The following is a 26,939-nucleotide window of genomic DNA, read 5'->3' as shown; positions in this document are numbered from 1 at the left end:
TTTAACTCTCTACACTTTTTCCGCATTAATCGCAGTATTTGGAATTGCTGAGTGATCTTTCACGCCATCAGGCTCACGCATATTCAAAAACGGTTTTTCAATATAAACATGTACCAAGGCTGCGAAGCCCATCGTGAAAAACACGGTAAGAAAAAATAACGAATAGATCTGCCACTCATGTACGACCTCGATCGATTCACGATCAATGGTCCCAAAAGTTATGATAGCCGCAGGTAACAAAAACGCCATATGGAATAGATAAATTGGGAAAATTAATTGCGCAACGGGATGCCAAATAGGCCAAGACAACACCCACTCGACCCATTTACTTAAACCTACTGGACACAGTGCTAACAAAAGCAGCATTGATAAACCAAAAGTATAGATATATTTATTTAACACCAAATACCATAAGTTGAAAGTTGGATCGAAATTAACATACATCTCTGCATTTTTATTGATTATCGGAAAGTAAAAAGACCCTACAATCATTGCCACGGCGGCTAATACCAACACGGTATTTATCAACAAATGTTTTGTTAAATAAGCTTTGATTTTATCGGCATGATAATAATGTAAATAGGCAGTCAGCATACCCATAAAAAAAGCGCCGATTCGAACGTCTAAATCATAATAAAGTACGTTGGCGAGATGGGAGCCGAATTCGCGGTCAGATACGATTTCATAAAAAGGTCGTTCAAAAATTTCCGGATCACTGGTAACTGCAAAGTACCGCCATACAACACTACCGATACACAAGACCGACAAATAGGTTATTCGCCAAGGAATTGCGTACATAATAAAAATCAGAAAAGGTAGCAAGAAATAAAAATGCATTTGCACATCTAGAGACCAACCGACAGGAATAACATGCCGTTGCCCTGGGATGTAGTTGCTCATGAAAATTATGTTGGACCAAAGGTTTTCAAAATTATCTTTATCAGCCGGGACAAAAACGATCAAAGCCAATATAAATACCGGAAAGATTCTCATCAAGCGTCGAATATAAAACCGCTTAATCTGGATGGTGGAGGTTTTGTCATATTCTCGAAACAATGTGTAGCTCACCAACAAACCACACAACATAAACAATGGATCAGATCCTTGTGACTGCCAAAACCAATCAATATAGCGCGGCATGCTGGCGATAAAAGTATCTACACGATCTATATTTTCATCAAATAGGACGACGATACCAAACATGACATGAAACAGAACCATCAGTAACACGGTGATTGCCCGCGCGCCATCGAGGGTTGCATAGCGTTGATGGCGACGGAAAAATGCATCACGAAGATCGGTTTTAACGTTGATGGCTTCTTTGTAACGAGCCCAGACGGAATCAGACATAATTTACTACGAATTTAGATCAATAAAATTGAGGCGCATATTATCAGACTATGAGGTGCTTGGCTTCGAGAAACCCTGAGCTAGCGCGTGAACTGATCAAAAAGACTATATCGCCACTGCCGCACCGCTAATACAAGGGTGTTTCCAAAGCGCTTATCCAAAGGTAAGGCCATATCGTCCTGGGCCATCTCGTTAAATTCTTGCGCCAAGCGTTTCATCTTCTCGTGTAGCAGGGCATTTTTGGTTTTCGACAAGAGACCATTAAAAACTAACAGCTGCTCTGACTCACGATCGAAATGGGAATGAAAAAAATCGCTGGCTACTTTATCGAGAAAGAACTTTTGAATCGGGCCACTACGCAGCCAGGAAAAGTTTCTCGACACTAGCAGCTTTATGCGGTTATTGGGGAGTAATTCGATGATTTTCAAACGATCAAGCTTTGCCAACTTTTGGATTAAGTCCGTTTCTTTCAACTTATACTGTTCGATAATTTCCGCGAAGGTATAACCGTTGATGACACACACCGCGACTAAGACTTGAACGATATCGGAAGCGATCTCCTGTTCTTGCTCTAGAGTCAATTCAGTCATCTGTTTTTGCTGCAAATCCATCTGCTGAACCAACTCTGCGAAATCCATTCCCAACAATCGGCACAAGGTATCGAGACGCTCTAAGGTGAAATTGTGTTCTGAAAACAGTCTTTTTACTGAGGCCTCTGAGAGATCCAAGGCCACCGCAACGTCCGCATAGGTTTTACCCTGGGCTTTTAGTTGGCGCTTTAGGGTATTCACAAGAGCAATCGTTTGGCTCATAAAGTAGACTCCTGAGATCAAATTCGGGCAATAGTATCAAATAATGCTACTTTGTATCAAAGAGACCGAGACCCCCAACAATATCGTTGCTCATCATCAAACCGCCTCGTATTCTTGCCTTCGATTCAGAAGCAGCAAGCCGGGAACAGCGAATTGAGATTCCTGAAGTACCAGCATCGCAGCCAACTAGGAAGGTTAAACCAACAAAGCGGGATTAATAATGCAAAAGCTACATAAAATTCAGGGCGCGATCCCATTTTTCGTCGCGGTATTCCTTAATGCCTTTGTCGACTTGGGACACAAAATTGTCATCCAGAATACCGTGTTTAAAACCTATGATGGCAGCTCTCAGGTGGTGCTGACCGCCATCATTAACAGTTTGATTTTATTACCTTTTATCTTACTTTTTAGCCCTGTTGGTTTCACTTCTGACAAATACCCCAAAAACCGGGTGATGCGCATGACATCCTGGGCTGCAGTAGGCCTGACTTGTTTGATTACTCTGTGCTACTACATGGGATGGTTCTGGCAAGCATTTGGGATGACTTTTCTGCTCGCCATACAATCGGCGTTTTATTCTCCCGCCAAGCTCGGCTACATCAAATCGCTATTTGGCAAAGATCGCCTCGCAGAGGCCAACGGGGTTGCGCAAGCCACATCCATCATTGCGATCATTCTCGGTGCGTTTTTATTCTCAACCCTGTTCGAACTTTGGTACTCCCCGGATCTCAGCTCTAAAGGCGCCATTGTTAAAGCCATAGCGCCCCTAGGTTGGCTCTTAATCGCCAACGCCCTGATTGAGCTGGTCATGGTGTACCGTCTTCCCAACCTTGAAGTAACGGATGAAAGTGCCAAGTTTAATTTCAACGCTTACTTCACTGGCAAGCTCGCCAGGAACAATATGCGGCCCCTCAAGAATCGGGAAGTGATTCGTTTATCCATTGTTGGCTTAGCAACTTTTTGGTCCGTTGGCCAAGTCATGATGGCCGTATTCCCCGCCTTTGCGAAAGAATCCTTGAGCATCGAAAACACCGTGGTAATCCAAGGCATTATCGCCGCTAGCGGGCTCGGTATCGCCTTCGGCTCTTTTCTCGCTGGCCGCGCTTCTAAAGATCATATTGAAACGGGTTTGATTCCCATCGGCGCTGGCGGCATCGCTTTGGGCCTATGGTTAGTGCCGGGCTTGGAAAGTGTCGTCGCTCATGGACTGAATTATTTTTTCATTGGCGTCATGGGTGGATTATTTATTGTTCCCCTCAACGCGCTCATTCAATTTCATGCCGGTGAGCGGGAATTGGGCACCGTATTAGCCGCAAATAATTTATTTCAAAATATTGCCATGTTGACCTTCTTGGTAATCACCGCGGCGGTCGCCTTGCTCGGCTTCAAGAGTGCTTACATGCTCACCTTGATAGCAGTAGTCGCTGCGATTGGCGGCATCTATACAGTTTTCAAAATTCCTCAGAGTCTGGTTCGAATTGTCTTGAGCTACGCCATGAGCAGCCACTATCGAGTACAGGTTCAAGGCTTAAAAAATATCCCCTCTGAAGGCGGCGTCTTGTTACTGGGTAATCACATCAGTTGGATTGATTGGGCCATCGTACAAATTGCCAGCCCTCGTCCGCTCCGATTTGTCATGCTTGCATCAATCTATAACCGCTGGTACTTGAAATGGCTCTTCGATCTCGCTGGCTGTATTCCGATCGCACAAGGAAAGAGTAGCGCCGATACGCTTGATCAAGTTGCAGAGCTGCTGAACAAAGGGCAAGTTGTCTGTTTGTTTCCTGAAGGTGCTATTAGTCGTACGGGGCATTTAGGAACGTTTAGATCTGGTTATCAGCGCGCTTGCGAAAAAGCCAACGATGACGTTGTCATTCTGCCGTTTTTTCTCCGCGGTTTATGGGGAAGTCAATTTTCTCGCTCCTCAATGTGGCTCAAGAAAACCCGATCTTCCGGGCTACAACGAGATTTAATTGTTGCGTTCGGTAACCCGCTTTCTAAAGACACTAATGCCGACGTACTAAAACGAAGAGTATTTGATTTATCTATTCAGTCTTGGCAAACCTACTTGGATGATTTACCAACCTTAGCGGATGCGTGGATAGATAGCATCAAAGCAAACCGCCAAGAATTTGCTCTTGCTCAAGGTGAAGATGCACCACTTTCCCCTCGACGATTACTAACCGCAACACTGCCCTTCGCAAAAAGAATTCGTAACACCTGTCTTGAAAAAAATATTGGCATCTTGCTACCTACGAGTAGTGCAGCAGTAATCACAAATATGGCGACGCTGCTGAGCGGAAAAACCATCGTCAATCTAAATTACTCCGCGAGCAAAGCGGCGATGAATTCCGCTATTGAACAAGCCGAAATCAAGCATATTTACACTTCAAAATTATTTCTCGAAAAATTAAAAAAACGTGGCATTGATTATTCGGATTGTTTTGGCCAGGTCAAGATTATTTACCTTGAAGATCTGCGCAAAACGATAAGCAAAACCGAACTGGCAATGTATTTTTGCAGCACGTTCATGCCCGGTACAATTTTAAAAAGCGTGTTTTGCCACTCTCGGAATGCAGACAGAACCGCAGCGATTTTATTTTCCAGTGGCAGCGAGGGATTACCTAAAGGCATCATGCTGAGCCATAAAAATATTATGGCAAACCTAAAACAAATTTCCGATGTTCTCAATATGGAACAAGACGACGTAGTAATGGCGTCCCTACCCTTATTCCATGCCTTTGGTTTAACGGTAACGCAGTTTCTGCCATTGATTGAAGGCTTGCCAATGATTTGCCATCCCGACCCGACCGACGCCTTAGGTATATCAAAATCGGTGGCTCGTTACCGCGCAACAATTATGTTCGGAACGTCGACCTTTCTTCGCTTATTTATTCGCAATTCAAAAGTGCATCCGCTGATGTTAAGTAGCTTGCGCTTTGTTGTCGCCGGTGCAGAAAAATTGCGCGACGACGTTCACGAACAATTCAAACTAAAATTTCAAAAAGATATTCTCGAAGGTTATGGCGCAACTGAAACGACACCCGTCGCCAGTGTTAATTTGCCGGATGCGCTCGACATGAATTTTTGGCAAGTACAAAAAGGTGGTAAAGCCGGAACTGTTGGCATGGCACTCCCGGGAACTAGTTTCAAAATTGTCGATCCGGAATCTTGGCAAGAATTGCCAACGGGCGAGGAAGGCATGATTTTAATCGGCGGCGCACAAGTGATGAAAGGTTATCTAAATAATCCCGCTAAAACGGACGAGGTAATACGAGAAGACGACGGCATTCGTTGGTATGTCACAGGAGACAAAGGCAAACTCGATGCAGACGGATATTTAACGATCGTCGATCGCTATTCACGCTTTGCAAAAATCGCTGGAGAAATGGTGAGTCTTTCACTCGTCGAAAATCTCGTGCGAGATAACTACACCGCCGACACCAACGAACTCAGCGAGAATGAAACCCTTGACGTCATTGCGGTGAGTGTTCCCGACAGTAAAAAAGGCGAAAGAATAATTGTCATGTCAGACAGTTTCTTAAACGAACACGAAATTAAGCAGAGTATGCTCGCATCGAATTGTAATCCACTGGCGATACCCGATAGTTATTATCAGGTCGAAGAACTACCCAAATTGGGTTCCGGAAAAACTGACTTTAGCTTGGCAAAAAAATTAGCCTTAGAGCTAGATGCATAATCAGCGGCCGTATCTGGTATAACCCTGAAGTTATCCTAATCCAGGTATTGGCTGAGTTTAGCAATACCTCCGATGACCACTATTAAGTTTCTAGATAGTCGCCATTGCTTTATGTTATTTGCTTCAAATGAGGTTATTTTTTACTATAGCGAACTAACTTTAAGGCCGAATATAGCCTAAGTTACTGATTTAAAAGAAGTTTAGGGTGTGCGCAAACATGGGGCAGTTGGTTTTGCGTGCAGTTATTAACAAGACCTGAGCTCTTTTAAAGCTTTTGGGGGCCTAATCTGCCTAAATCGAACGATTACTTTTTATTCGTTTGTTTCGTTTACAACTTGGAGACCGACGGCGCATACCGATTTACGCAGCGACGCGTGATGACAATAAAACCGAAGGTTGACTGAATACCAGTCCAACACTTTTCCACATTTACGGCTTAATTCGTTTTTCATTATTGTGTAATCAACAATAACAAGAACGTAAGGTCTTTATACCCCGTAAAATATGTCAAGGACTAACAACATGTGTGACTTATTATGACTGTAATAGCGATACCAAAAGAACTACACGATGGCGAAAAGCGTGCCGCAATGTCTCCGACGACGGTTAAGAAATTATCCAGAGCCGGCGCATCGATGGAAATTGAAAGCGGAGCTGGCCTAGCGTGTGGACATAGTGATCAAGACTATGTCGATGCCGGCGGGAAAATTATTAATGACCGTAACGCCTTGTTACAAAACGCGGATATTGTCGTCCGTGTACAAAAACCCAGCATAGAAGAAGTTGGCAAGTTAAAAACAGGATCCGTTCACATTAGCTTTTTAGATCCTTTCAATGAACAAAATTTAATTAACGAATTTAAAGCTAAAAATATTACTGCCTTAAGTATGGAAATGATTCCACGCATTACGCGCTCACAAAAAATGGATGCATTGAGCTCACAGGCAAATTTGGCGGGCTACGTCATGGTTATGATGGCTGCCAACACCTTAAATAGAATCCTTCCGATGATGATGACACCTGCGGGCACGATTAAACCTGCAAAAGTATTTATCATCGGCGCCGGTGTCGCAGGTTTACAAGCGATTGCAACGGCAAAACGCTTAGGCGCAAAAGTTACTGCTTTTGATACCCGTGCTGTTGTTGCTGAACAAGTCGAATCCTTGGGCGGGAAATTTTTAAAAATAGACTTGGGCGAAACAGGGCAAACCAAAGATGGTTATGCCAATGCCTTAACACCCGAACAAATGGAACTACAAAAAGCCGGCCAAAAAGCAGAAATTGCAGAGTCTGACGTTGTAATAACTACTGCGCAACTTTTTGGGCGCAAACCTCCCGTACTTGTTACCAAAGATATGGTTGCTGGCATGAAAGCCGGTAGCGTTATTGTTGATATGGCTTCCGAATCTGGTGGCAACGTCGAAGGCACAGTGGCGGGTCAAACTGTCGACGTAAATGGCGTGAAAATTATTGGTGACGGCAATTGGCCGAGCCAAGTTGCGAAAGACGCCACTGAAATGTATTCAAATAATTTGTTCAATTTGTTAGATGATTTCTGGGATGAAGAAAGCAAAGCCCTTAAATTAAACTTTGAAGATGAAGTTTTAAAAGGTGCTGTGATTACTCGCGATGGTGAAATCGTTAACGACGTCATTAAAAATCACTACAACCAGGGAGAGAAATAATGGAAATTATTTATCAAGCCTTTGTTCTTATTCTCTCAATCTTTTTAGGTTTTGAATTAATTCGCCGCGTTCCTGCAACCCTACATACACCCTTGATGTCAGGGGCCAATGCAATTTCTGGGATTACCTTAGTTGGTGCCTTAGTTGCTGCTGGCTCCTCAGTAGACCCTACTATCGTTAAATATTTAGGTACTGCCGCTGTAGCTCTCGCAACTATCAACGTTGTTGGTGGCTACATGGTAACTGACCGTATGTTAGCAATGTTTAAAAAGAAAGAAGGTGGTAAGTAATGGACATGGTTATCAATCTTTCTTACGTCGTTGCAACTGTATTTTTTATTTTCGGTTTAAAACTATTGGGCCATCCTGGTACAGCGAGAAAAGGAAACCTACTATCTTCTCTCGGTATGTTACTCGCTGTTGTTGCCACGCTTGTTCATAAAGACATAGTTGATTACCAATGGATCATTGGTGGTTTAATTGTCGGTGCATTAATCGGTGCTGTTATTGCTCGCACCGTTGCCATGACGTCGATGCCGGAGATGGTTGCTATCTTTAATGGCTTCGGCGGCTTGGCTAGTTTATTGGTGGGCTGGGCGGCTTTTTCTGTCGACGCAACCGTTTTCGTTTTAATCACCGTTTTTCTTTCAATTTTAATTGGCGGTTTAACTTTTACTGGTTCCTTGCTTGCCTACGGTAAATTGAGCGAGAAAATCACCGGTCGCCCAGTTCAGTTCGCGGGCCAACGTTTTGTCAATGCACTGGTGCTAATCGCGATTGTTGGTTGCGGTGTTATGTTTACTATCGAACCCAGCAACACCAATTGGTTATATATCGCCATTGGCCTTTCCGCGTTATTGGGAATTTTGGCGGTGTTACCCATCGGCGGCGCTGACATGCCAGTGGTTATTTCATTGTTAAATAGTTATTCCGGTATAGCTGCCTGCGCTGCTGGTTTTGCCATTAACAATAATATTCTTATTGTTGCCGGTTCTCTGGTCGGTGCGAGCGGAATCATACTGACTAACATTATGTGTAAGGCAATGAATCGCTCCTTAGCCAACGTATTGTTTTCCGGTTTCGGCAAAGTTGCCAAAGCCGCTGAAAAAATTGAAGGCGAAATCAAACCACTTTCTGCTGATGATGCCTACTATGTACTTGAAGCGGCAACTAACGTACTTGTTGTTCCCGGCTACGGCATGGCAGTTGCGCAAGCTCAACATGCGGTAAAGGAATTACAAGAATTACTCGAAGAAAATGGCGCTGAAGTGAGTTACGGAATTCATCCTGTTGCCGGTCGTATGCCCGGTCACATGAACGTATTACTTGCCGAAGCCGACGTCCCCTATGATCTGTTATTAGAAATGGACGAAGTTAATCCACGCATGGAAAACTACGATGTCGCCATCGTTATTGGTGCAAACGATGTTGTAAACCCAGCGGCTCGTGAAATGGAAGGCAGCCCGATTTATGGCATGCCTGTAATCAATGTAGATAAAGCGCGAACAGTGTTTGTGTTGAAGCGTTCAATGGCATCCGGTTTTGCTGGTATCGACAATCCTCTGTTCTTTAAAGAGAATACGCGAATGATATTCGGAGACGCAAAAGAAACCATGAACAATTTGGTTCGAGCGTTTGGCGAGTAAGCATATCTTGAGCATAAAAAAACCCAGGCTTGCCTGGGTTTTTTTATGCTTATTGCTTTTCGAATTTAGGTTTTTCTCGATGCGCTCAAACTACATCATTTCCTCTTTGCCAATATCGTCAAGATCAAATGGCGTCTGTTGATAAACATAATAATTCAGCCAGTTACAAAACAGTAAGGTGCCATGACTTTTCCACGTGACGATGGGTTGTTGCGTAGGGTCATCATTCGGAAAATAATTTTCCGGAATGTCGACGTTCTGACCCGCAGCGACATCTCGCTCATACTCATCTTTCAAACACAGTGGTTCATATTCAGAATGCCCAATCACAAACAATTGCCGCCCATCCTTCCTTGAAACAATAAAGGGGCCCACTTGTTCCGAGGAAGCCACAATTTCTAATTGTGAATGCTGATTAATTGCCTCTTCATCGATTTCAGCAAACCTTGAATGCGGTGCATCGAATGTATCATCGAAACCTCTGACTATCGGCGACAAAACATTATCAAGGTGATGCCGATAAACGCCGGATACTTTTTTATCTAATACCCGTTTATTAATTCCATACTGATGAAACATGATCGCTTGAACCGCCCAGCATAGAAACAATGTGGACGTGACATGAGTTTTGCTCCAATCCAATACAACTTTGAGTTCGTCCCAAAAAACAACGTCCTCAAATGGAATTTTTCCCAGCGGCGCACCAGTAATAATCATGCCGTCATACTTTTGATTTTTAACGTTCTCAAAATCCTTGTAGAAGGCGTGCATATGTTCAATTGAGGTATTTTTTGAAGGCTTGTCATGAATACGCATTAATTCCAAATCCACTTGTAATGGCGTATTCGACAACATCCGTAGAATATGAATTTCTGTCTCAATTTTTTTCGGCATTAAATTGAGCAACAATATTTTCAGCGGTCGGATATCTTGATGCTCCGCCTGCTGATCAGAAATAACAAATACATTCTCACGCTGTAGAACCCGCGTAGCCGGTAGGTTCCCTGGGATGCGAATAGGCATGACACTTTCCTTCTTCTTGCCCTTAAATAAGATAAGGGCAATTTAAATCGTTTAAATGACAATTGAGGGGCTACGAGGTAAAACGGAGGGGATAAAAAAACCCACTTTGTCGCAGCCAATTAACACATGCCGCTAAAGTAGGTTAGATCGAATACTTTCCTCTCTTTAGCGGTATTTATAACGCGCCCGCAAGCTGATTCAAATCGGCGCAATGGGGAGGATAATAAACAAGCTTCCTTGGCTCGTCAACAACCCAAATAATGTTAACAACAGGGTCCCTTATAAATTTCAGGGATTTTCAGCTGCGGATGTGAAATCTCAGTCAATAGATTCAAGCAACTATTAACGGCCTTTCCGGTCCTTCTTTTTCTTCTCGGCCTTCTTCACATGTTGAACTAGGCGGCGTTTTTTAGTTTTTTGTCGATCCGTCAGTTTATTCTTCTTGCCCGAAAATGGGTTGTCCGCGGTTTTAAATTGAATTTTCAAGGGTGTCCCATGTAGCTTTAATGCCCGTCTGAAAACCTTCTCCAAATAGCGAACATAGTGCGAAGGTACTTCATCGGTCTGATTGCCATGGATAACAATAATAGGAGGATTATGGCCACCGGTGTGAGCGTAACGTAATTTGATACGCCGCCCTCTCACCAAAGGCGGTGGGTGGTCAGAAACAGCATCTTCCAATATTCGCGTCAGTTGATTTGTAGTGAACCTTGTAATCGCCGACTGAAAAGACGATTCAACAGACTTGTATAAGTTACCAACACCCGTGCCATGCAAGGCAGAAATAAAATGCAGATCGGCAAATTCAATAAACTTTAAACGACGATCCAATTCTCGTTTAATATGATTTTTCTTGTCTTCATCTAAGCCATCCCATTTATTCACGGCGACGACTAATGCTCGGCCGGCTTCAACAATATTTCCCATTAAATGTAGATCTTGATCAACAAGACCTTCACTGGCATCAACAACTAAAATAACAACATTAGCATCTTCTATCGCTTGCAGCGTTTTCACGATTGAAAATTTTTCCACCGCAAGTTTAATATTTTTACGTTTGCGAATTCCGGCGGTATCAATCAGGGTATAAGGTTTGCCGTGGCGCTCATAATCGATATACACACTGTCTCGTGTTGTCCCCGGCATATCAAAAACAACAACACGATCTTCCCCCAGCAAACGATTAACTAAGGTCGATTTTCCAACATTGGGTCGGCCAACAATGCCTATTTTAATTCCACGATTTTTGGAACTGTCTGGAATAATTTTTTCAGCGCTCGCTTCGGATGTTACTTCCGATTTTTCGTCAGGCCCTAATTCAGCAATATCAACTGCGACTTCTTGCTCAGGATCTACTTTAGGAATTGTGGCTAGTACAGATTCCATTAAATGTCTTACGCCGCGACCGTGAGTAGCGGTAATAGGAAAAACCTCTCCCAACCCTAACTCAAAAAATGGCGCGACAGCTAAGTCATGGTTTAAACCGTCTATTTTGTTTGCGACGATAAATACTTTTTTATTATCGACTCTCAAGCGTTTGCCGATATCTAAATCATCAGCGTGCAAGCCATCTCGGCTGTCCAAAATAAACAAAACGATATCGGCCTCACGAATAGCCTGCCAAGACTGTTCGACCATAAGCGTTTCTACGCCCTCTTCATCGCCAGAAAGACCGCCAGTGTCAATCAAGATAAATCGTTGGCCATCGATCTCGCCATCGCCATATTTTCGATCACGAGTTAAACCCGCAAAGTTTGCCACCAAGGCATCGCGAGTTTTTGTTAATCGATTAAATAATGTAGATTTGCCAACGTTGGGCCGACCAACTAAAGCAATAACAGGAAGCATGTGTAAACCTAGGGTTTCTCATTCTCGTTAGAATTCACGAAAAAGAAGGGTCAGTAAAAAACAAAAAAGTTGGAGCCTTATATAAACTAGCTCCAACGTAACTTTTCAAAATAACACTAAAAGTTTGGACAACTATTTGTGGCTTATTCGTCGCTAGCAATTGCCTCGATTTTAAGCGCTGTTAGCTTTCCATCGTTACTATAGACATAAAGGACACCGTCCGCGCTAACCATTGGCGAACGTACACCGCTGCCATCAATTTTCTTTCGCGCCATGAACTCGCCGCTTGTTTGACTTAAAACATGTAAATAGCCGCCTTCTTCATCAGCAACGACCACATAATTCCCTATGGTATGTGGCGCGGAAGTTTTTCTTCTCAACAACTGCTCATTTTCCCAAGACAGTTGTCCGCTACCGCTTCTAAATGCTTTAACACCGCCATTACTATCGGTGAGGTAAATATTATCCTGACCACTTGCGAGACTTAAATAGGTTGATGCTGCCTTACTCCACAGTGGTCTACCAGTTGCACGGCTTAAGGCCATTAACTGACCCTGATAACTCGCGATAAAAATAATTTCTCCCACACGCAGAGGAGAACCATCAATATCTACCATTCGCTCTAGTTCGCTACGTCCCTGAGGAATCGCTACTCGCTGTTCCCAAACGAGCAAGCCGTCATTTACGCCAACGGCTAAAACCTTTCCGGTGGCAAATCCAGAATACACATTTGCACCCACAATAAGCGGTGAACTATTTCCACGTAAGGTTAGCGTTGGTGGATCCGTTTCCACCTTCCACAAAGCCTTACCGGTATCATGATCTAAGCCGACCAAACTACCATCAAAAACTTGAGCTACAACCACGCTACCGTTTGTTTGAGGATTACTTAATACTTCACTGGAAACCGTTGCTCGCCATTTTTCGCTGCCGTCGGTGATATTCAAAGCAATAATTTGTGCTTCATAGGTACCGAGAAATAACGTGCCATTTCCATAGCCTAAACCACCAGACACTTCTTCTTTTAATTTAACTCGCCAAATTTGTTTACCGGTATTTTTATCGAGAGCCGAAACTGTTCCTTTATGATCAACGGTATAAATATTTTCCCCAACAATGACTGGCGCCAGCAGCGTATAGCGAATATCTAGACCGGAGCCAACATTGGCAGACCACTGTTTGCTAATCGTCGCCTTCGGTTCAAAATCAACTAATTCCATCGGTTGCAGACCTTTCGATGCGCACCCGCCTAGTAATAAAATAAGTAAACCCGTAATAAAAACTGATAAAATTCGCATCATTAAATCGCCGCCTCGGTTTCATCACTCGGGCTAGCGCTATCGCTTTCATCCGCTTCCGATTCAGTTTCTATTGCTGCAGGCTCAGATCTTGGTGCAGCAACACTGTCAGTGGAAGCAATTTGAATATCATCTAATTTCATTTGGATAATGCCGTTACGGCTGGCTTGAGGCTCAAGAAGTTGTTCCATTGCCAACTCATAAGCCGATATAGCTTCTGGAATTTTTTGTTGCGCGACATAAATATCACCTTCAAGCTCAGCATAAACTGCAGCGAAAGCACCTGGTTCTACTTCTTTCAACACCGATAATGCATCATCATATTTTTCTTGCCCATAAAGTACTTGAGCAAGTCGCTGCCTAGCTAATAGAGTAATCGGCCTATTAATCTCGGTTTCAATAACCCAACGCAACTCCGATTCCGCCAAGGCAAAATCTTTTTGCTCAACTGAAACTTTGGCCAAAACCAATGCCGCTTCAGCAGCGTACAGAGTGTTGCCATATGTTTCTTTTAAGGTGCTTGCAAAACCTTTAATTTTAAAAGCCTGATCTTCTGTTATTTGCTGCCCCGGCGCCACGTTCCCCGCCTCCAAAAGATCGGTATACAGTATGCTGGCCGCTTCACGTGCTTGTTGTTGCTGAGCTTGCCAACCCTGCCAACCAAAATAACCTGCTACAGCTAACACGACGCCAATAACTAGGGACCGACCGTTTTCGTTCCACCAACGCTTAAGCGCTTCAATTTGTTCTTCTTCTGTTATATGTTCTGACACGTTTCGACTCCCAAAAAATAAATCTAATTTTTAATAAATAATTTCTTTAACCATCAATTTGACAATAAAATTCAATTATTAATTTTTAAATCTTTAGCTTTTCGCAATCAGTTGATCCAACTCATGCTGTTTAATGCGCGCTTTTTCTCGCACCGCTGCTTCAAATTGTTCCAACACTTCTGTACTCGCAATTCTTTTTTTCGTTTCTCCATCAACAAAAATCATACTATTTGGACTGCCACCCGTTAAACCGATATCTGCTACCTTTGCTTCGCCGGGTCCATTCACTATGCAACCAATGACGGCGACATCCATGGGCGTTGTAATATCTTCTAATCTGCTCTCCAATTCATTCATTGTTTTGATGACATCAAAATTCTGACGAGAACAACTAGGACAAGCGATAAAGTTAATCCCTTTCGAGCGTAGCTTTAAACTCTTTAGCATATCCCAAGCAACTTTAACCTCTTCTACGGGGTCAGCCGCCAAAGAAACTCTTACAGTGTCACCAATGCCGTCCAATAATAAAGCGCCTAGACCAATCGCAGACTTCACGGTTCCAGAGCGCAAACCTCCAGCTTCCGTTATTCCCAGGTGCAGGGGCTGCTCGATCTGTGTTGCCAACTGCCGGTATGCCGCAACAGCCATAAAAATATCCGAGGCTTTAACACTCACTTTAAAATCTGGAAAATTCAAGCGATCCAAAATATCAACATGACGCATCGCAGATTCTACAAGCGCTTCCGGTGTGGGTTCGCCGTATTTTCGTTGTAAATCTTTTTCAAGCGATCCGGCATTCACGCCAATACGCAAAGGAATATTGTTATCACGGGCCTTATCAATAACTGCACGAATCTTACTTTCATTACCGATGTTACCGGGATTAATTCGCAAACAATCAACACCCAAGTCCGCAACGCGCAGTGCTACTTTGTGATCAAAATGAATATCGGCAACCAGGGGAATATCGACTTGCTTTTTTATTTCACCAAAAGCGATCGCGGCGTCCATAGTTGGTACAGAGACCCGAACGATGTCGGCTCCGGCATTTTGAATCGCTTTAATTTGCGCTACTGTTGCCTGGACATCAGTCGTCTCAGTATTCGTCATGCTCTGCACACTAATGGGTGCACCGCCGCCAACAGCGACATCGCCAATCATTATTTTTCTCGATTGACGACGAACAATAGGACAATGATTATGCATCTAAAATTCCAACCTCAATGACATTGAATGTGTCACTGAATAACTTAACTGTTTGTAGACTCTATTTACCAACAATAAGACGCGCAGTGTCACGACCAGGACGCGTATTTATCAGTACAGATTCACCATTAATACTTAACTCAACGGCTCGTGCGTTTCCCAACATAACCGAAAAGGGGCCTTCCCCATCCAAGCTCACGGTTTGCCCCGCGTTTGCTAGGTTCGAATATATCTTCGAGCCATTTGAATCCGAAACCTCAATCCAGCAGTCTTCTGAGATTCTAAAAAAGAGCTCGTCGAGCATCTCGTCGGAAGCAAATGCGACCGAACTTGAAACACCTTGACCAACATCTGCATCGACACCTGCAGAGGTATTCGTTTGCTGGTTATTTGTCGGCGCTTCTGCAGGTTGATTTTCTGGCTCTTGAATGCCTGAGGCGTTTAACTCCCTCGCTAAAGCAAGCTCAGCAGAGGCGATCGGATCATCGTTTTGATCTCTAATTGAATCTAACTCACTCGCCATCTCATCAAGTACATTACTGTCCAATTCAGAAACTGGTGATTCAGGTAACTGTTCAGCCTCATTTACTTCAGCAACAAAATCCGGTCGCTGTTGTTGAGTAAAACTCATAACGATAACCAGAACTGAAACGCTTGCAGCAAATAAACCCGCCGGAACCAGCCATTTTAAGCTTAGAAATGAGTATTTTTTTCGCTTCTCAACGCCAATATTCACTTGCATGCTGGCGGGATTGATTTCGCGTTGAGTCTTTAAATATTGGTCGTAACTCGCCAACAACGCATCTTCATCTTCTTTAACGATAGCGCTGTATTTCTTGATATAGCCATGAACAAATACGGCCGACGGTAACGCACCATAATCATCTCGTTCTAGCGCTTCAAGCTTACGAACTGACATATATAATTCTGTTGCCACTTCAGACAAACTTAAACCACTTTTTTGCCGCGCTTTTTTAAGCAGACTTCCTGGCAATTCAACGGGTAAGTTCTCACCGCCAGAATCTAGCTGCTCGCTCGATTCATCAACGACTGAATTATCAGGGCATTCCAGATCATCAATTTCGTTTGAAGAATTATTCACATCAATCACGCTATTCTTTATTAAAATTATTGCGGAGATTCTGTAAGCGACTGTTTATAGTCCAAGTATTCTTGCGAATACGGGTGTAAATTCCTTAACGCTAATCCGTAGCTGGCCTCGTTATCTTTATTTCCGAAAATTCGTTCCAAACGAATACCCAGCCAAAGTGTACGAGCTGAATGCTTGGTGATTTTTCCATACTGATCAATATATGACTTGGCTAGAGCATATTCACCTTTATTGAATTTTAATTCGGCCAACTCTTCTAAAGCGGATACTAATTTGGGATCTAAACCAAGCGCGTGGTCGAACAATGCCTCTGCACGTTCGACATTTCCGAGTTTTAAAGCAGTACGCCCTAAATTAACCAGCGCCACGGAACGTCGCTCATAATTTAAATCATTGCCCGCGACTTCAAATTGCTTATACGCTTCTTCATAGCGCTCATGCTGAAACAAGAAGTTCCCATAATTGTTTCGAACCCTTGCAAATGTCCCATCATAACGAATCGCTGCTTTGAAAAAATCTTCTGCGAGCTTTGCTTCACCATTCAATTGATGCAACAGAGCCATTCCTTCATTTGCTTCGACTGATTTTCTATCGATGCCCAAGGCTTTATTAAAATTAATCCTCGCTTGCTCTCGATTTTGAGCCTGTAAATATCCAAAACCCAATTGTATATATGATCCAAGCGCTCTTTCTGGCGTGGCATTTTTGTTGCCCCCACCTTCCACTGTTGTCACGCAAGCGGTTATTCCACTGACAAATAAAATAATGCAAACACATTTTGTGAAAAACTGAAGCATTGATTTCTCCGCTATTTTAAACATCAGAATTATTGCCCCGAAGAGCGCACAAAAATATTTTTATTGGCATTTTGTTCGTCGGCTAACTTTTGTCGTGCACTCGCATAGCGTGCACTTCGTCGAGTTTTGTCATTCACATCACCGGCTAGCTGACCACACGCGGCGGCAATATCATCACCCCGTGTTGTTCTGACCGTTACGATGTAACCACTTTCGACTAAAATATTTTGAAATTCCCTCATCGCACGATTGCTAACCCGACGATAATCAGATTGAGAAAAAGGATTAAAAGGAATTAAATTTATTTTTACCGGTGTATCTTTTAACAAAACTGCCAATTCTCGTGCGTGCTCAGGCCTGTCGTTAACATGGTCAATCAAAGTATATTCAATGGTAATTTTGCGGCGCTTATCCGGCAGTCCATCCATATACGCTTTTGCAGAAGCCAGCAATTTTGCAATTGGGTATTTTTTATTAATTGGGACTAGTTGATTTCTCAAAGCATCATTAGGCGCATGCAAAGAAATTGCTAAACAAGCATCTGTGTACTCGCCCAGAGTATCCAAGGCAGGTACCACTCCAGAAGTACTCAAAGTGACTCGACGCTTGGAAATTCCGTAACAATGGTCTTCCATCATGATGTCCATTGCCGTCATCACATTGTCAAAATTCAATAGGGGTTCGCCCATCCCCATAAAAACAACATTAGTAATTCGCCGAGTTAAGTCCCCTTCGAATTGCCCTAGAGATTTTGCAGCCATCCAAACCTGCGCGATAATTTCGGATGAATTTAAGTCCCGCTGAAAACCCTGCTTACCCGTCGCACAAAAACTGCAATCCAAAGAACAACCAATTTGTGAGGAAACGCATAACGTTCCGCGGCCACCTTCAGGAATAAAAACCGCTTCAATTGCACTGCCACCTTCTACCCGAATTAAAAACTTCTTGGTTCCATCACTTGAGTCCAACTGCTGTTGAATTTCAGGAAAGGTAATTTGTGCGGTTTCCGAAAGCTGTTTACGTAAGTCTTTACTCAAATTGCTCATTTCATCGAAATTAACAACACCGAGTTGATGAATCCATTTGAGAATTTGTGCAGCGCGAAATTTCTTCTCGCCGATATTTTCAAAAAAAGTTTCTAATTGTTTCTTCGACATACCCAGCAAATTTGGCTTAACTAAATCTGAGCCAGCAAGTGCTGAGCCAGTGTCGTCAGTTGAACTGCTAAGCTCACCAATCAAAGGAGAAACAGCAGCGTTGGCTGATGTTTCGGGACTTGCATTAAATTGATCGGTTAAAGACATATCAGTCAACTATTCAAACAAATTTATTTTCGGAATTAACGCGAGCAAAGCTCATTGGCTTCGAAGAAGTAAGCCACTTCTCGTTCCGCAGAAGCTGGGCTATCAGAACCATGCACTGCATTCGCATCAATTGATGAAGCAAAATCTGCACGGATAGTTCCTTCAGCTGCTTCCTGGGGGTTAGTCGCGCCCATCAAATCACGATTCAGAGCGATGGCATTTTCACCTTCTAAAGCCTGAACCACTACTGGACCTGAAGTCATAAAAGCAACTAAATCGTTAAAAAAAGGACGCTCTTTGTGTTCAGCGTAAAAGCCTTCCGCCTGCTCTTTACTAAGTTGCTGCATCTTCGCAGCAACGATTTTTAGACCCGCATCTTCAAATCGGCTGTAAATTTTGCCGATCACATTCTTTGCGACCGCATCGGGTTTGATGATGGAAAGCGTTCGTTCAACCGCCATTGACTATCTCCAATACTTTTCTGTAATTGTGACTAAAGATTTGCCCGGCGCCATAATGACGCTAAGCATTTGATTTTAAACATTTTAATTTGACAACATCACTCAACAAACAAGGCAAAAGCCCCTGGCCATGTTGCTCACATAAAACCCAACAATTTTATAGAGTTGGTCACCTAACAGCAAATTTAGTTGCGTATCTCTGGCACTAAAAACCGATAATTTACAGTAGCTTGGAAGGCAGATTCTGGAAAAGCGAATCGGGGAAAGGTTGTACTGGGCTTACTTTAGATTAAGAAGCAAAGGACTCTGCAGAAGCTAATATTCGTGCCACCATGGCACGCAATCCATTACCCCGGGTTGGGCTTAGGTGGCGTTCAAGATCAAGTTTGCTGAAATATTCGTCAATATCGAAGCTGAGTATTTCACTCGCGGTCTTGTTTTGATAAGCCGCCATCACCAGGGCCAACAAACCTCGAACGATGATTGCATCGCTATCGACAGCGAATTGTAAGCGCCCATCGCGAACCTGCACATCGATCCAAACATTACTCTGACAACCTTTTACCAATCGCTCTGGTGTAAATAGGCTTTCGTCCATTTTAGGAAGGTCTCTCCCTAAATCAATAATGTATTTATAGCGATCTTCCCAATCATCAAAAAAATCTAAATCCTCGATAATTTCATTCGTTGTTGGTAGCGACATAATAATTTACACAATCTTTTTTAAATTTTTTGATGTTCGACTAAAAAAACAAACCCGCTTCAAGTTGCGCTTCTTCACTCATCATTTCTTTAGACCAGGGCGGGTCAAAAACGAGTTCTACGTGAACGCTTTTCACGTTTGGCACTTTTGCAACTCGATACTTTACATCACTGACAAGAACTGGTCCCATTCCGCAGGTTGGCGCCGTCAAGGTCATGTTAACGGTTACCTTACCCAACGCTTGATCAACTTGAACATCGTAGACCAAGCCCAAAGACACGATGCTAATGGGAATTTCGGGATCATAAATTGTATCAAGGGCCTGCCAAACCTGATCAGAATTTATTTCGGCGCTACCATCATTTTCGAAACTTAGTTTTTCGGGTTCGTAACCAATAGCATCTGCATCGGTGCCATCAATTCTCATCATACTGCCCTGCCACGTCACAGTGTAATTACCACCCAACGCTTGATTAACAGTAAGAAACTGTCCTTCTGGTATTTGCGTTAACTCCCCAGAGGGTACTTTACGCGCGGGACAAATCCGCTTGGTGACGACCATGCCTTGCTGCATTGATAAACCTAAAGATAAAAATTATAGAACGAACTGACTAGACGTGTTTTCGCTAGGTCGATTTTAGCTGACAGTAAAACTTTCGCCACAACCACATTCGGCAACGACGTTGGGGTTATGAAATTTTACGACTCGATTCACGCCTTCAACGACCAAATCGATTTCAGTTCCGCGTAATATCGAAACTGCTTTTTCATCGATCGCCAGCGTCACAACATCATTTGATTGAATAAGTTCATCACCTGATTCCGGTGCATCAACCATATCCAAGACATAGGCGTAACCGGAACAACCGCTAGCAGCTGTGCTTAACCGGAGCATTTTTTTCTGTGTGCCCTTCGCTTGCTCTTGTGCGAGTTTTTTTTCAAAGTGACGCAAAGCAGCTTCTGTAATTGAGACCGCTGGCGTTGTTGAATCAATAGGTGCACTTGGATCAAAAGTAGAAACAGTCATAATTACTCCGCAATGACATGTATGTGCCTAGCATCTCTACGCTAAGCAACTTAATTTAATAATTCGCTAACCTTCTTTAATGCCGCAAACAAAAATTTGATTTCTTCTTCGGTGTTATAAATCGAAAATGATGCGCGCGCTGTACCGGGAATATGTAATCGACTCATAAGCGGTTCTGCACAATGGTGTCCTGTGCGAATCGCAATACCTTGTTGATCGAGAAGAAAACCAATATCTGCCGGATGGCCCGTATCTAAAACAAAACTCAGCACACCAACTTTTTCTTTCGCATTGCCAATTATTCGCAAGCCAGAAAATGACTCCGCTAGCTCAGTCGCTAGCGACATTAATCTAGCTTCATGGGTCTGAACAGCAGAAAAATCAAGTGCTGAAAACCAACGAATCGCCTCCGCCATAGCAATGGCGCCAGCAATATTCGGCGTTCCGGCTTCGAAACGATACGGTAATACATTCCATTTCGCCGTTTGATAGCTGACTTCTGAAATCATTTCGCCGCCGGTTTGCCACACTGGCCAATCGGCAAGAACTGTTTGCCGCCCCCATAAAACGCCAACACCCGTAGGGCCAAAAAGTTTATGGGCGGAAAATACATAAAAATCGCAATCGATTTTTTTAACGTCTACTTTAAAATGAGCAATCCCTTGAGCGCCGTCGACTAAGGTGTAGGCGCCGACACTTTTTGCTAAACGACACAACTCTTCAATCGGGTTTACCGTTCCTAATGCATTCGACACATGAGGGAAGGCGACAAATTTGGTTTTTTCGCTTAAGAAAGCTTTAAATGATTCGAGTAACAACTCGCCATCGTCATTAATCGGAGCAATCTTTAAGCTCGCACCTGATCGTTTACACGCTTGCTGCCATGTAACGAGATTCGCATGATGCTCCATTTCCGTTACTAGCACTTCATCATCAGGTGACAACAAATCCGCTAAGCCATGAGCAACAATATTGATCGACTCTGTCGTTCCACTGGTCCAAATAACTTCTTCACGTGTTTCGGCGGCGATAAATTTGGCGACGATATCTCGCGCGTTCTCAAAAAGTTGCGTCGCTTCATCAGCTAAACGATGAGCACCACGATGAACGTTGGAATTACAGGTACGGTAAAAATTCGAGATTGAATCTATAACACACTGCGGCTTTTGCGTAGTCGCGGCATTATCAAGGTACAACAAAGGCTTACCATTAACTTCTCGCGACAGTATTGGAAATTGTTTACGAATTGCTTGCACATCAAATTCCGCGTTCGACCCTTCGGCTACCGTTTGATGACGCTCTGAACTTCCTGAAGTTCGATTCATTCTCTTTGTACTCTCTATCAACCTGCATGCTCAGGCGTCATTGCTGAAAAACGCTTGCGCAATTGAGGTCGCAACCAATCAGCAACATGCTGACTGGGAATGTTATCTAGCAATTCATTGATAAAACCGAAATTCAACATCTCTAAAGCTTTGTTTTTATCGATACCGCGGCTCAGCAAATAATAAAGCGCCTTCTGATCTATCTCAGCGATGGTTGCGCCATGGGCACACTTAACATCGTCTGCATAAATTTCTAATTCAGGTTTGGTATCGACCTCTGCCTTACTAGATAAGAGTAAGTTTCGATTATTCAACTCTGCTAAGGTTTTTTGCGCATAGCGATGAATGTGAATGCGGCCATTAAAAACAGCGCGCGCACGATCCGCGACAATTCCACGCACATTTTCTTCCGTCGTACAGTTCGCAACTTCATGTTCAATTGTGCTATGTAGGTCAAAGAGTTCTTTGCCATCGAGTAAATAAATAGCATTTATCTCTGCATTCGCGAATTCGCCACAATGCCTAACATCGACATCCACTCTTGATAGATTACTGCCAAAACCCACTAAGGTGCTGTTTAACTGTGAGCGCTCATGCAGTTTAAAATGACTACCACCGATACTCAGGGCATCACCTGTTTGCAAGGCCAACCTGTAATGTTCTAATTGCCCGTTCTTACATAATTCATATTCAGCGAACCCGGTATTAAAACTTAATTCGCTGCCAAGGAACTGCTCAATTACTTTCAGCCCCGCAGCTTCGCCCACTTGGACCAATATTCTAGTATGAGCTTTGACTCCCTTGCTCAGAATATGGATGATGCGAATTACTTTCTCAATGACGACCCCATCACGAACTCGAATCAATGCGCCTTCTTTCGCAAGTACGTCATTAAGCAATCCAAAAAAATGTTTTTCCGGTTTAATATTGGAAAAATTTTCTGTCACCCATTGTTTGCTTTCGCTATCGATATTATTTAATGAATTGACGATTAATCCAGCTGGCAAATCACTGGTAGACAAACTGATATCAAATTTTCCATCGACAAAGACTAGATCAATACTTTCGAGATTCGGAATAGTCGCCAGATATTCGCTATCAATCTTAAGCGAATTGTTTGCCGCCTCACTCGCCGAACCAATTGCATCCAAGCCATTAATCGAAGTATATTTCCAAGCTTCATTTTTTCGGCCAGGTTTCTTCGCTTGCCTTAATAATTCAAGCGAACGTTGGCGTTTAGGCAGTAAATCATCTTTCACCACTTCCGCTTGCAACAATGTCGAATCCAACCACTGGCTCATGCGGTCCGCCCTTGTACAGATTTCTTCTCTATTTCATCGAGCTCTTGCTTTCTATCTGTTAACCATGAATAGCCTTGCGCTTCTAGTTCGTGGGCGAGAGAAGCGTCCCCGCTTTTCACAATTTTGCCGTCAGACAAAACGTGTACGTAATCTGGTTTAATAAAATCAAGCAGTCTTTGGTAGTGGGTCACGACAATAAAACTACGCTCAGGTGAACGTTGACTATTGACCCCTTCAGCAACTATTTTTAACGCGTCAATATCCAAACCCGAATCGGTTTCGTCGAGAATGCACAGCTTTGGCTTCAACAAAAGCATTTGCATAATCTCGTTACGTTTTTTTTCGCCACCGGAAAAACCTTCGTTAACGCCACGCTTCAAAAAATCGACAGGCAAGTTCACTAACTTACAGGCTTCTCTTGCTTGCTTGAGAAACTGTGCGGAACTTATTGGTTCCTCCCCACGAGAAGTTCGCTGAGCATCCACAGATGCCTTTAGGAATTCCAAATTACTCACCCCAGGAATTTCTACCGGATATTGAAAAGCTAAAAACAAACCAGCACGCGCGCGCTCTTCAGCTTCTTTTTCAAAAAGATCTTCACCGTCAAGCGTCGCGCTACCCTCTTCAACGGTATAACCCTCACGTCCGGAAAGTACATAACCCATGGTACTTTTACCAGAACCATTCGGGCCCATAATGGCGTGAACCTCCCCCGCTTTAACTTCAAGACTTAAGCCTTTAAGAATGGTTTTTTCTTCAACACTGGCAACGAGATTTTTAATCGATAACATTTAGCATTTCCTAATTCATTCGCAATATTTCAAGTCATGCGAATATCAAACAAACAATATGAGAATACGTTTCCTTACGGGTGACTTAGCCGACAGAACCTTCTAAGCTAATTTCCAACAACTTCCCCGCTTCCACCGCGAATTCCATTGGCAATTCTTTAAAAACTTCTTTGCAAAAACCGTTAACGATCATTGACACCGCTTTTTCAGGATCAATTCCTCGCTGCTGGCACAAAAACATTTGGTCGTCGCTAACTTTAGAGGTCGTTGCCTCATGCTCGACGATCGCGGAACGGTTTCGACTTTCTACATACGGAAAGGTATGGGCACCACATTGATCCCCAATAAGTAAAGAATCGCATTGCGTATAGTTACGAGCGCCATCGGCACTTGGACTCATTCTTACTAAACCGCGATAACTATTGTTACTGCGACCAGCGGAAATACCTTTGGAAATAATTGTCGAGCGCGTATTTTTTCCCAAATGAATCATCTTAGTGCCGGTATCCGCTTGCTGTGCGCCTCGGGTTAGCGCGACGGAATAAAACTCGCCAATACTGTTATCACCACGCAAAATACAACTGGGGTATTTCCAAGTCACTGCAGAGCCTGTTTCGACTTGGGTCCAGGAAATTTTCGCGTTCTTATGGCACTCACCTCGCTTGGTAACAAAATTAAATATTCCGCCGCGACCTTGCTCGTCACCGGGATACCAATTTTGTACGGTAGAGTATTTAATTTCGGCATCATCTAGAGCAACTAACTCAACAACCGCGGCATGCAACTGGTTTTCATCTCGCTGTGGTGCTGTACAACCTTCCAGATAACTCACGTGACTGCCTTCTTCGGCAATAATCAATGTTCTCTCAAACTGCCCGGTGTTCTGCTCATTAATTCTAAAATAAGTCGACAACTCCATGGGGCAGCGGGTGCCTTTTGGAATGTAGACAAATGAACCGTCGGTAAAAACGGCGCAATTTAACGCCGCGTAATAGTTATCGCGTTGTGGAACAACACTACCAAGGTACTTCTGAACCAGTTCGGGATGATTTTGAATGGCTTCGGAAATCGGGCAAAATATTACACCAGCTTCGGCTAATTTTTCTCTAAAGGTGGTAACTACCGACACCGAATCAAAAACCGCATCAACGGCAACTCCCGCTAACATTTGTTGCTCAAGTAGCGGAATACCGAGTTTCTCGTAAGTGCGCAATAATTCGGGATCAACTTCGTCAAGAGACTTTGGTTTGTCCTTCATACTCTTCGGAGCAGAATGATAGGAAATCGATTGGAAGTCGATCTTAGGATAGTTAACGTGAGCCCATTCTGGCTCTTCCATCTCCAACCAAAGACGATAGGCTTTTAATCGCCACTCCAACATCCACTCGGGTTCATTTTTAATTGCCGAAATTTTACGAATGACGCCTTCATCTAGACCGGGTGGAAATGTTTCCGATTCAATATCAGAAACAAAACCCGCTTCATATTCTCTTTTGAGCGCTGTATTAATTTGCTCACTCATAGTGTTTGTTTCAACCTTAAATAATTTTCTTTAATCTTAATTTTTCACAACGTGCCAACAAGATAAACGTTCAACTATTCACAATTAACGAGCGGCACTTTTCTCACTAGCTTGTAAACGTTGAATGGTGTCGCAAATATGTCGAATTGCTCGATCAATATCATCACGAGTGGTGAAACGCCCTAAAGAAATTCTCAATGAACTTAAGGCATCTTGGTCGTTTAATCCCATAGCCTTAAGCACATATGAGGGAGAAGTACTTGCCGAGGTACATGCAGAGCCAGAAGAAATTGCTAACTCTCGCAGAGATAACAATAAATTTTCACCTTCTAAACCAGAAAAACATACATTTAAATGCCCTGGACTAAGGTGATCAGGATGACCATTTCGACGTAAACCTGGCAAGGTACTAATTCCCCGCCACAATAAATCCCGAAGCTCAATGGTTTTGGCAATTTCTTCATCGAGCGATTCCGCTAATAGTTTTACAGCCTTACCCATGCCAACGATCTGATGGGTCGGCAAGGTACCCGAACGCAATCCGCGCTCATGTCCGCCACCATGAATTTGAGCTTTAACTTGATGATGCGCAGAGCGGCGAACAAATAACGCGCCGACTCCTTTCGGACCATAAAATTTATGAGCCGAAAAACTCATTAAATCAACAGGGATTTTTTCGAGCGAAAAAGAAATTCTACCGAGCGCTTGTGCTGCATCGACATGAAAAAGCACTTCGGCTTGACGACAAATCCGCGCAATCTCTTCGATAGGGTTTATTACACCCGTTTCATTATTAACGAACATTAAACTAACGAGACGAGTATCTTCTTTTATTGCGGTCTCAACGTCTGCGGCGAGGATTAGACCATCAGCATTCGGGCGCAACCAAGTTACTTCTACGCCTCTCGTTTCCAAATATTTCGCGGTATCAATAATCGCTTTGTGCTCAATTTCCGAAGTAATTAAATGCCCAGAAAATTCTTGGGCTTCAAACACACCTTTTAAAGCAAGATTGTCAGATTCTGTTGCACCGCTAGTCCAAATAACTTCGCGGGGATCACAATTCAGAAAGTCTGCAAGATCACAGCGAGCCTCTTCAACCTTTTCTTCCGCTTGCCAACCATAAATATGTGAGCGCGACGCAGCATTGGCGAACACACCCTCTAAGGTCAGACACTCAGACATGGCTTCCGCGACGCGAGGGTCAACCGGGGTGGTTGCGGCGTAATCAAGATAAATAGGCTTATTCATAGTGGG

The 26,939-nt window shown here is 43.3% G+C and carries 23 protein-coding genes; 4 read left to right on the top strand and 19 right to left on the bottom strand.

Annotated elements, in window-relative coordinates; translation table 11 throughout:
• Positions 1-9: 9 nt before the first annotated feature.
• Together ACYUCY_RS12590 and ACYUCY_RS12585 are read right to left on the bottom strand one after the other, a co-directional pair.
• Positions 10-1,350, bottom strand: a complete 1,341-nt coding sequence (locus tag ACYUCY_RS12590) for an acyltransferase family protein (protein ID WP_460226856.1) — start codon at positions 1,348-1,350, stop codon at positions 10-12.
• A gap of 80 nt (positions 1,351-1,430) precedes the next feature.
• Positions 1,431-2,162, bottom strand: coding sequence for a helix-turn-helix domain-containing protein (locus ACYUCY_RS12585; RefSeq protein ID WP_460226855.1), 732 nt, complete (start codon positions 2,160-2,162; stop codon positions 1,431-1,433).
• 220 nt (positions 2,163-2,382) lie between these two features.
• On the opposite strand from ACYUCY_RS12585, the gene ACYUCY_RS12580 reads away from it, so the two are divergent.
• The 4 genes from ACYUCY_RS12580 to ACYUCY_RS12565 all read left to right on the top strand — a co-directional run bounded on the left by ACYUCY_RS12580 (position 2,383) and on the right by ACYUCY_RS12565 (position 9,192).
• Positions 2,383-5,862: an acyl-[ACP]--phospholipid O-acyltransferase gene (locus ACYUCY_RS12580; RefSeq protein ID WP_460226854.1), complete on the top strand. Its 3,480-nt coding sequence runs from the start codon at positions 2,383-2,385 to the stop codon at positions 5,860-5,862.
• A gap of 536 nt (positions 5,863-6,398) precedes the next feature.
• Positions 6,399-7,547 (top strand): Re/Si-specific NAD(P)(+) transhydrogenase subunit alpha, encoded by a 1,149-nt coding sequence (locus ACYUCY_RS12575; protein ID WP_460226853.1) that lies wholly within the window; start codon positions 6,399-6,401, stop codon positions 7,545-7,547.
• Positions 7,547-7,837 (top strand): NAD(P) transhydrogenase subunit alpha part 2, encoded by a 291-nt coding sequence (locus ACYUCY_RS12570; RefSeq protein WP_460226852.1) that lies wholly within the window; start codon positions 7,547-7,549, stop codon positions 7,835-7,837. Before ACYUCY_RS12575 ends, ACYUCY_RS12570 begins: the two co-directional genes overlap by 1 nt.
• On the top strand, positions 7,837-9,192 hold the full coding sequence (locus ACYUCY_RS12565) for an NAD(P)(+) transhydrogenase (Re/Si-specific) subunit beta (RefSeq protein WP_460226851.1): 1,356 nt from the start codon (positions 7,837-7,839) through the stop codon (positions 9,190-9,192). Before ACYUCY_RS12570 ends, ACYUCY_RS12565 begins: the two co-directional genes overlap by 1 nt.
• Before the next feature lie 90 nt (positions 9,193-9,282).
• Here ACYUCY_RS12565 and ACYUCY_RS12560 read toward each other — a convergent pair whose 3' ends face one another.
• The 17 genes from ACYUCY_RS12560 to ACYUCY_RS12480 all read right to left on the bottom strand — a co-directional run bounded on the left by ACYUCY_RS12560 (position 9,283) and on the right by ACYUCY_RS12480 (position 26,933).
• Positions 9,283-10,215 (bottom strand): homoserine O-succinyltransferase, encoded by a 933-nt coding sequence (locus tag ACYUCY_RS12560; protein WP_460226850.1) that lies wholly within the window; start codon positions 10,213-10,215, stop codon positions 9,283-9,285.
• Positions 10,216-10,557: 342 nt separating this feature from the next.
• On the bottom strand, positions 10,558-12,063 hold the full coding sequence (gene der, locus ACYUCY_RS12555; protein WP_460226849.1) for a ribosome biogenesis GTPase Der: 1,506 nt from the start codon (positions 12,061-12,063) through the stop codon (positions 10,558-10,560).
• A 143-nt stretch (positions 12,064-12,206) separates the two neighbouring features.
• Positions 12,207-13,364, bottom strand: coding sequence for an outer membrane protein assembly factor BamB (gene bamB, locus ACYUCY_RS12550; protein WP_460226848.1), 1,158 nt, complete (start codon positions 13,362-13,364; stop codon positions 12,207-12,209).
• Positions 13,364-14,134, bottom strand: coding sequence for a YfgM family protein (locus tag ACYUCY_RS12545; protein ID WP_460226847.1), 771 nt, complete (start codon positions 14,132-14,134; stop codon positions 13,364-13,366). The genes bamB and ACYUCY_RS12545 overlap by 1 nt, the downstream gene beginning before the upstream one ends.
• Before the next feature lie 93 nt (positions 14,135-14,227).
• Positions 14,228-15,340: a flavodoxin-dependent (E)-4-hydroxy-3-methylbut-2-enyl-diphosphate synthase gene (ispG, locus tag ACYUCY_RS12540; protein WP_460226846.1), complete on the bottom strand. Its 1,113-nt coding sequence runs from the start codon at positions 15,338-15,340 to the stop codon at positions 14,228-14,230.
• A 61-nt stretch (positions 15,341-15,401) separates the two neighbouring features.
• Complete coding sequence (locus ACYUCY_RS12535; protein WP_460226845.1) at positions 15,402-16,442, bottom strand: RodZ domain-containing protein; 1,041 nt, start codon at positions 16,440-16,442, stop codon at positions 15,402-15,404.
• Positions 16,443-16,468: 26 nt separating this feature from the next.
• On the bottom strand, positions 16,469-17,248 hold the full coding sequence (gene pilW, locus ACYUCY_RS12530; protein WP_460226844.1) for a type IV pilus biogenesis/stability protein PilW: 780 nt from the start codon (positions 17,246-17,248) through the stop codon (positions 16,469-16,471).
• Between the two features lie 29 nt (positions 17,249-17,277).
• On the bottom strand, positions 17,278-18,552 hold the full coding sequence (rlmN, locus tag ACYUCY_RS12525) for a dual-specificity RNA methyltransferase RlmN (RefSeq protein WP_460226843.1): 1,275 nt from the start codon (positions 18,550-18,552) through the stop codon (positions 17,278-17,280).
• Positions 18,553-18,587: 35 nt separating this feature from the next.
• The gene (ndk, locus tag ACYUCY_RS12520; protein ID WP_460226842.1) at positions 18,588-19,013 is read right to left on the bottom strand and encodes a nucleoside-diphosphate kinase; all 426 of its coding nucleotides are present in this window, start codon (positions 19,011-19,013) and stop codon (positions 18,588-18,590) included.
• Positions 19,014-19,302: 289 nt separating this feature from the next.
• A complete protein-coding gene (locus ACYUCY_RS12515) occupies positions 19,303-19,716 on the bottom strand; it encodes a SufE family protein (RefSeq protein ID WP_460226841.1) in 414 nt (137 codons plus the stop codon).
• Between the two features lie 40 nt (positions 19,717-19,756).
• A complete protein-coding gene (gene sufT, locus ACYUCY_RS12510; RefSeq protein ID WP_460226840.1) occupies positions 19,757-20,290 on the bottom strand; it encodes a putative Fe-S cluster assembly protein SufT in 534 nt (177 codons plus the stop codon).
• 63 nt (positions 20,291-20,353) lie between these two features.
• A complete protein-coding gene (locus ACYUCY_RS12505) occupies positions 20,354-20,743 on the bottom strand; it encodes a HesB/IscA family protein (RefSeq protein ID WP_460226839.1) in 390 nt (129 codons plus the stop codon).
• 50 nt (positions 20,744-20,793) lie between these two features.
• Positions 20,794-22,068, bottom strand: coding sequence for an aminotransferase class V-fold PLP-dependent enzyme (locus ACYUCY_RS12500; protein ID WP_460226838.1), 1,275 nt, complete (start codon positions 22,066-22,068; stop codon positions 20,794-20,796).
• A gap of 17 nt (positions 22,069-22,085) precedes the next feature.
• Positions 22,086-23,369: a Fe-S cluster assembly protein SufD gene (gene sufD / locus ACYUCY_RS12495; RefSeq protein ID WP_460226837.1), complete on the bottom strand. Its 1,284-nt coding sequence runs from the start codon at positions 23,367-23,369 to the stop codon at positions 22,086-22,088.
• Positions 23,366-24,160, bottom strand: coding sequence for a Fe-S cluster assembly ATPase SufC (gene sufC / locus ACYUCY_RS12490; protein ID WP_460226836.1), 795 nt, complete (start codon positions 24,158-24,160; stop codon positions 23,366-23,368). The genes sufD and sufC overlap by 4 nt, the downstream gene beginning before the upstream one ends.
• Before the next feature lie 85 nt (positions 24,161-24,245).
• Complete coding sequence (gene sufB / locus ACYUCY_RS12485) at positions 24,246-25,682, bottom strand: Fe-S cluster assembly protein SufB (RefSeq protein ID WP_460226835.1); 1,437 nt, start codon at positions 25,680-25,682, stop codon at positions 24,246-24,248.
• Positions 25,683-25,766: 84 nt separating this feature from the next.
• Positions 25,767-26,933: a cysteine desulfurase family protein gene (locus tag ACYUCY_RS12480; RefSeq protein ID WP_460226834.1), complete on the bottom strand. Its 1,167-nt coding sequence runs from the start codon at positions 26,931-26,933 to the stop codon at positions 25,767-25,769.
• Positions 26,934-26,939: the final 6 nt, after the last annotated feature.

The organism is Aurantivibrio infirmus (assembly GCF_054767315.1).
The sequence above is the reverse complement of the archived record's forward strand: the minus strand, read 5'-3'. Positions and strand labels throughout refer to the sequence as shown.

Coding starts and splice junctions, on each gene's coding strand:
- ACYUCY_RS12590 (WP_460226856.1), bottom strand. CDS start 1,350: ATGTCTGATTCCGTCTGGGCTCGTTACAAAGAAGCCATCAACGTTAAA.
- ACYUCY_RS12585 (WP_460226855.1), bottom strand. CDS start 2,162: ATGAGCCAAACGATTGCTCTTGTGAATACCCTAAAGCGCCAACTAAAA.
- ACYUCY_RS12580 (WP_460226854.1), top strand. CDS start 2,383: ATGCAAAAGCTACATAAAATTCAGGGCGCGATCCCATTTTTCGTCGCG.
- ACYUCY_RS12575 (WP_460226853.1), top strand. CDS start 6,399: ATGACTGTAATAGCGATACCAAAAGAACTACACGATGGCGAAAAGCGT.
- ACYUCY_RS12570 (WP_460226852.1), top strand. CDS start 7,547: ATGGAAATTATTTATCAAGCCTTTGTTCTTATTCTCTCAATCTTTTTA.
- ACYUCY_RS12565 (WP_460226851.1), top strand. CDS start 7,837: ATGGACATGGTTATCAATCTTTCTTACGTCGTTGCAACTGTATTTTTT.
- ACYUCY_RS12560 (WP_460226850.1), bottom strand. CDS start 10,215: ATGCCTATTCGCATCCCAGGGAACCTACCGGCTACGCGGGTTCTACAG.
- der (WP_460226849.1), bottom strand. CDS start 12,063: ATGCTTCCTGTTATTGCTTTAGTTGGTCGGCCCAACGTTGGCAAATCT.
- bamB (WP_460226848.1), bottom strand. CDS start 13,364: ATGATGCGAATTTTATCAGTTTTTATTACGGGTTTACTTATTTTATTA.
- ispG (WP_460226846.1), bottom strand. CDS start 15,340: ATGCATAATCATTGTCCTATTGTTCGTCGTCAATCGAGAAAAATAATG.
- pilW (WP_460226844.1), bottom strand. CDS start 17,248: ATGCTTCAGTTTTTCACAAAATGTGTTTGCATTATTTTATTTGTCAGT.
- rlmN (WP_460226843.1), bottom strand. CDS start 18,552: ATGTCTTTAACCGATCAATTTAATGCAAGTCCCGAAACATCAGCCAAC.
- ndk (WP_460226842.1), bottom strand. CDS start 19,013: ATGGCGGTTGAACGAACGCTTTCCATCATCAAACCCGATGCGGTCGCA.
- ACYUCY_RS12515 (WP_460226841.1), bottom strand. CDS start 19,716: ATGTCGCTACCAACAACGAATGAAATTATCGAGGATTTAGATTTTTTT.
- sufT (WP_460226840.1), bottom strand. CDS start 20,290: ATGCAGCAAGGCATGGTCGTCACCAAGCGGATTTGTCCCGCGCGTAAA.
- ACYUCY_RS12505 (WP_460226839.1), bottom strand. CDS start 20,743: ATGACTGTTTCTACTTTTGATCCAAGTGCACCTATTGATTCAACAACG.
- ACYUCY_RS12500 (WP_460226838.1), bottom strand. CDS start 22,068: ATGAATCGAACTTCAGGAAGTTCAGAGCGTCATCAAACGGTAGCCGAA.
- sufD (WP_460226837.1), bottom strand. CDS start 23,369: ATGAGCCAGTGGTTGGATTCGACATTGTTGCAAGCGGAAGTGGTGAAA.
- sufC (WP_460226836.1), bottom strand. CDS start 24,160: ATGTTATCGATTAAAAATCTCGTTGCCAGTGTTGAAGAAAAAACCATT.
- sufB (WP_460226835.1), bottom strand. CDS start 25,682: ATGAGTGAGCAAATTAATACAGCGCTCAAAAGAGAATATGAAGCGGGT.
- ACYUCY_RS12480 (WP_460226834.1), bottom strand. CDS start 26,933: ATGAATAAGCCTATTTATCTTGATTACGCCGCAACCACCCCGGTTGAC.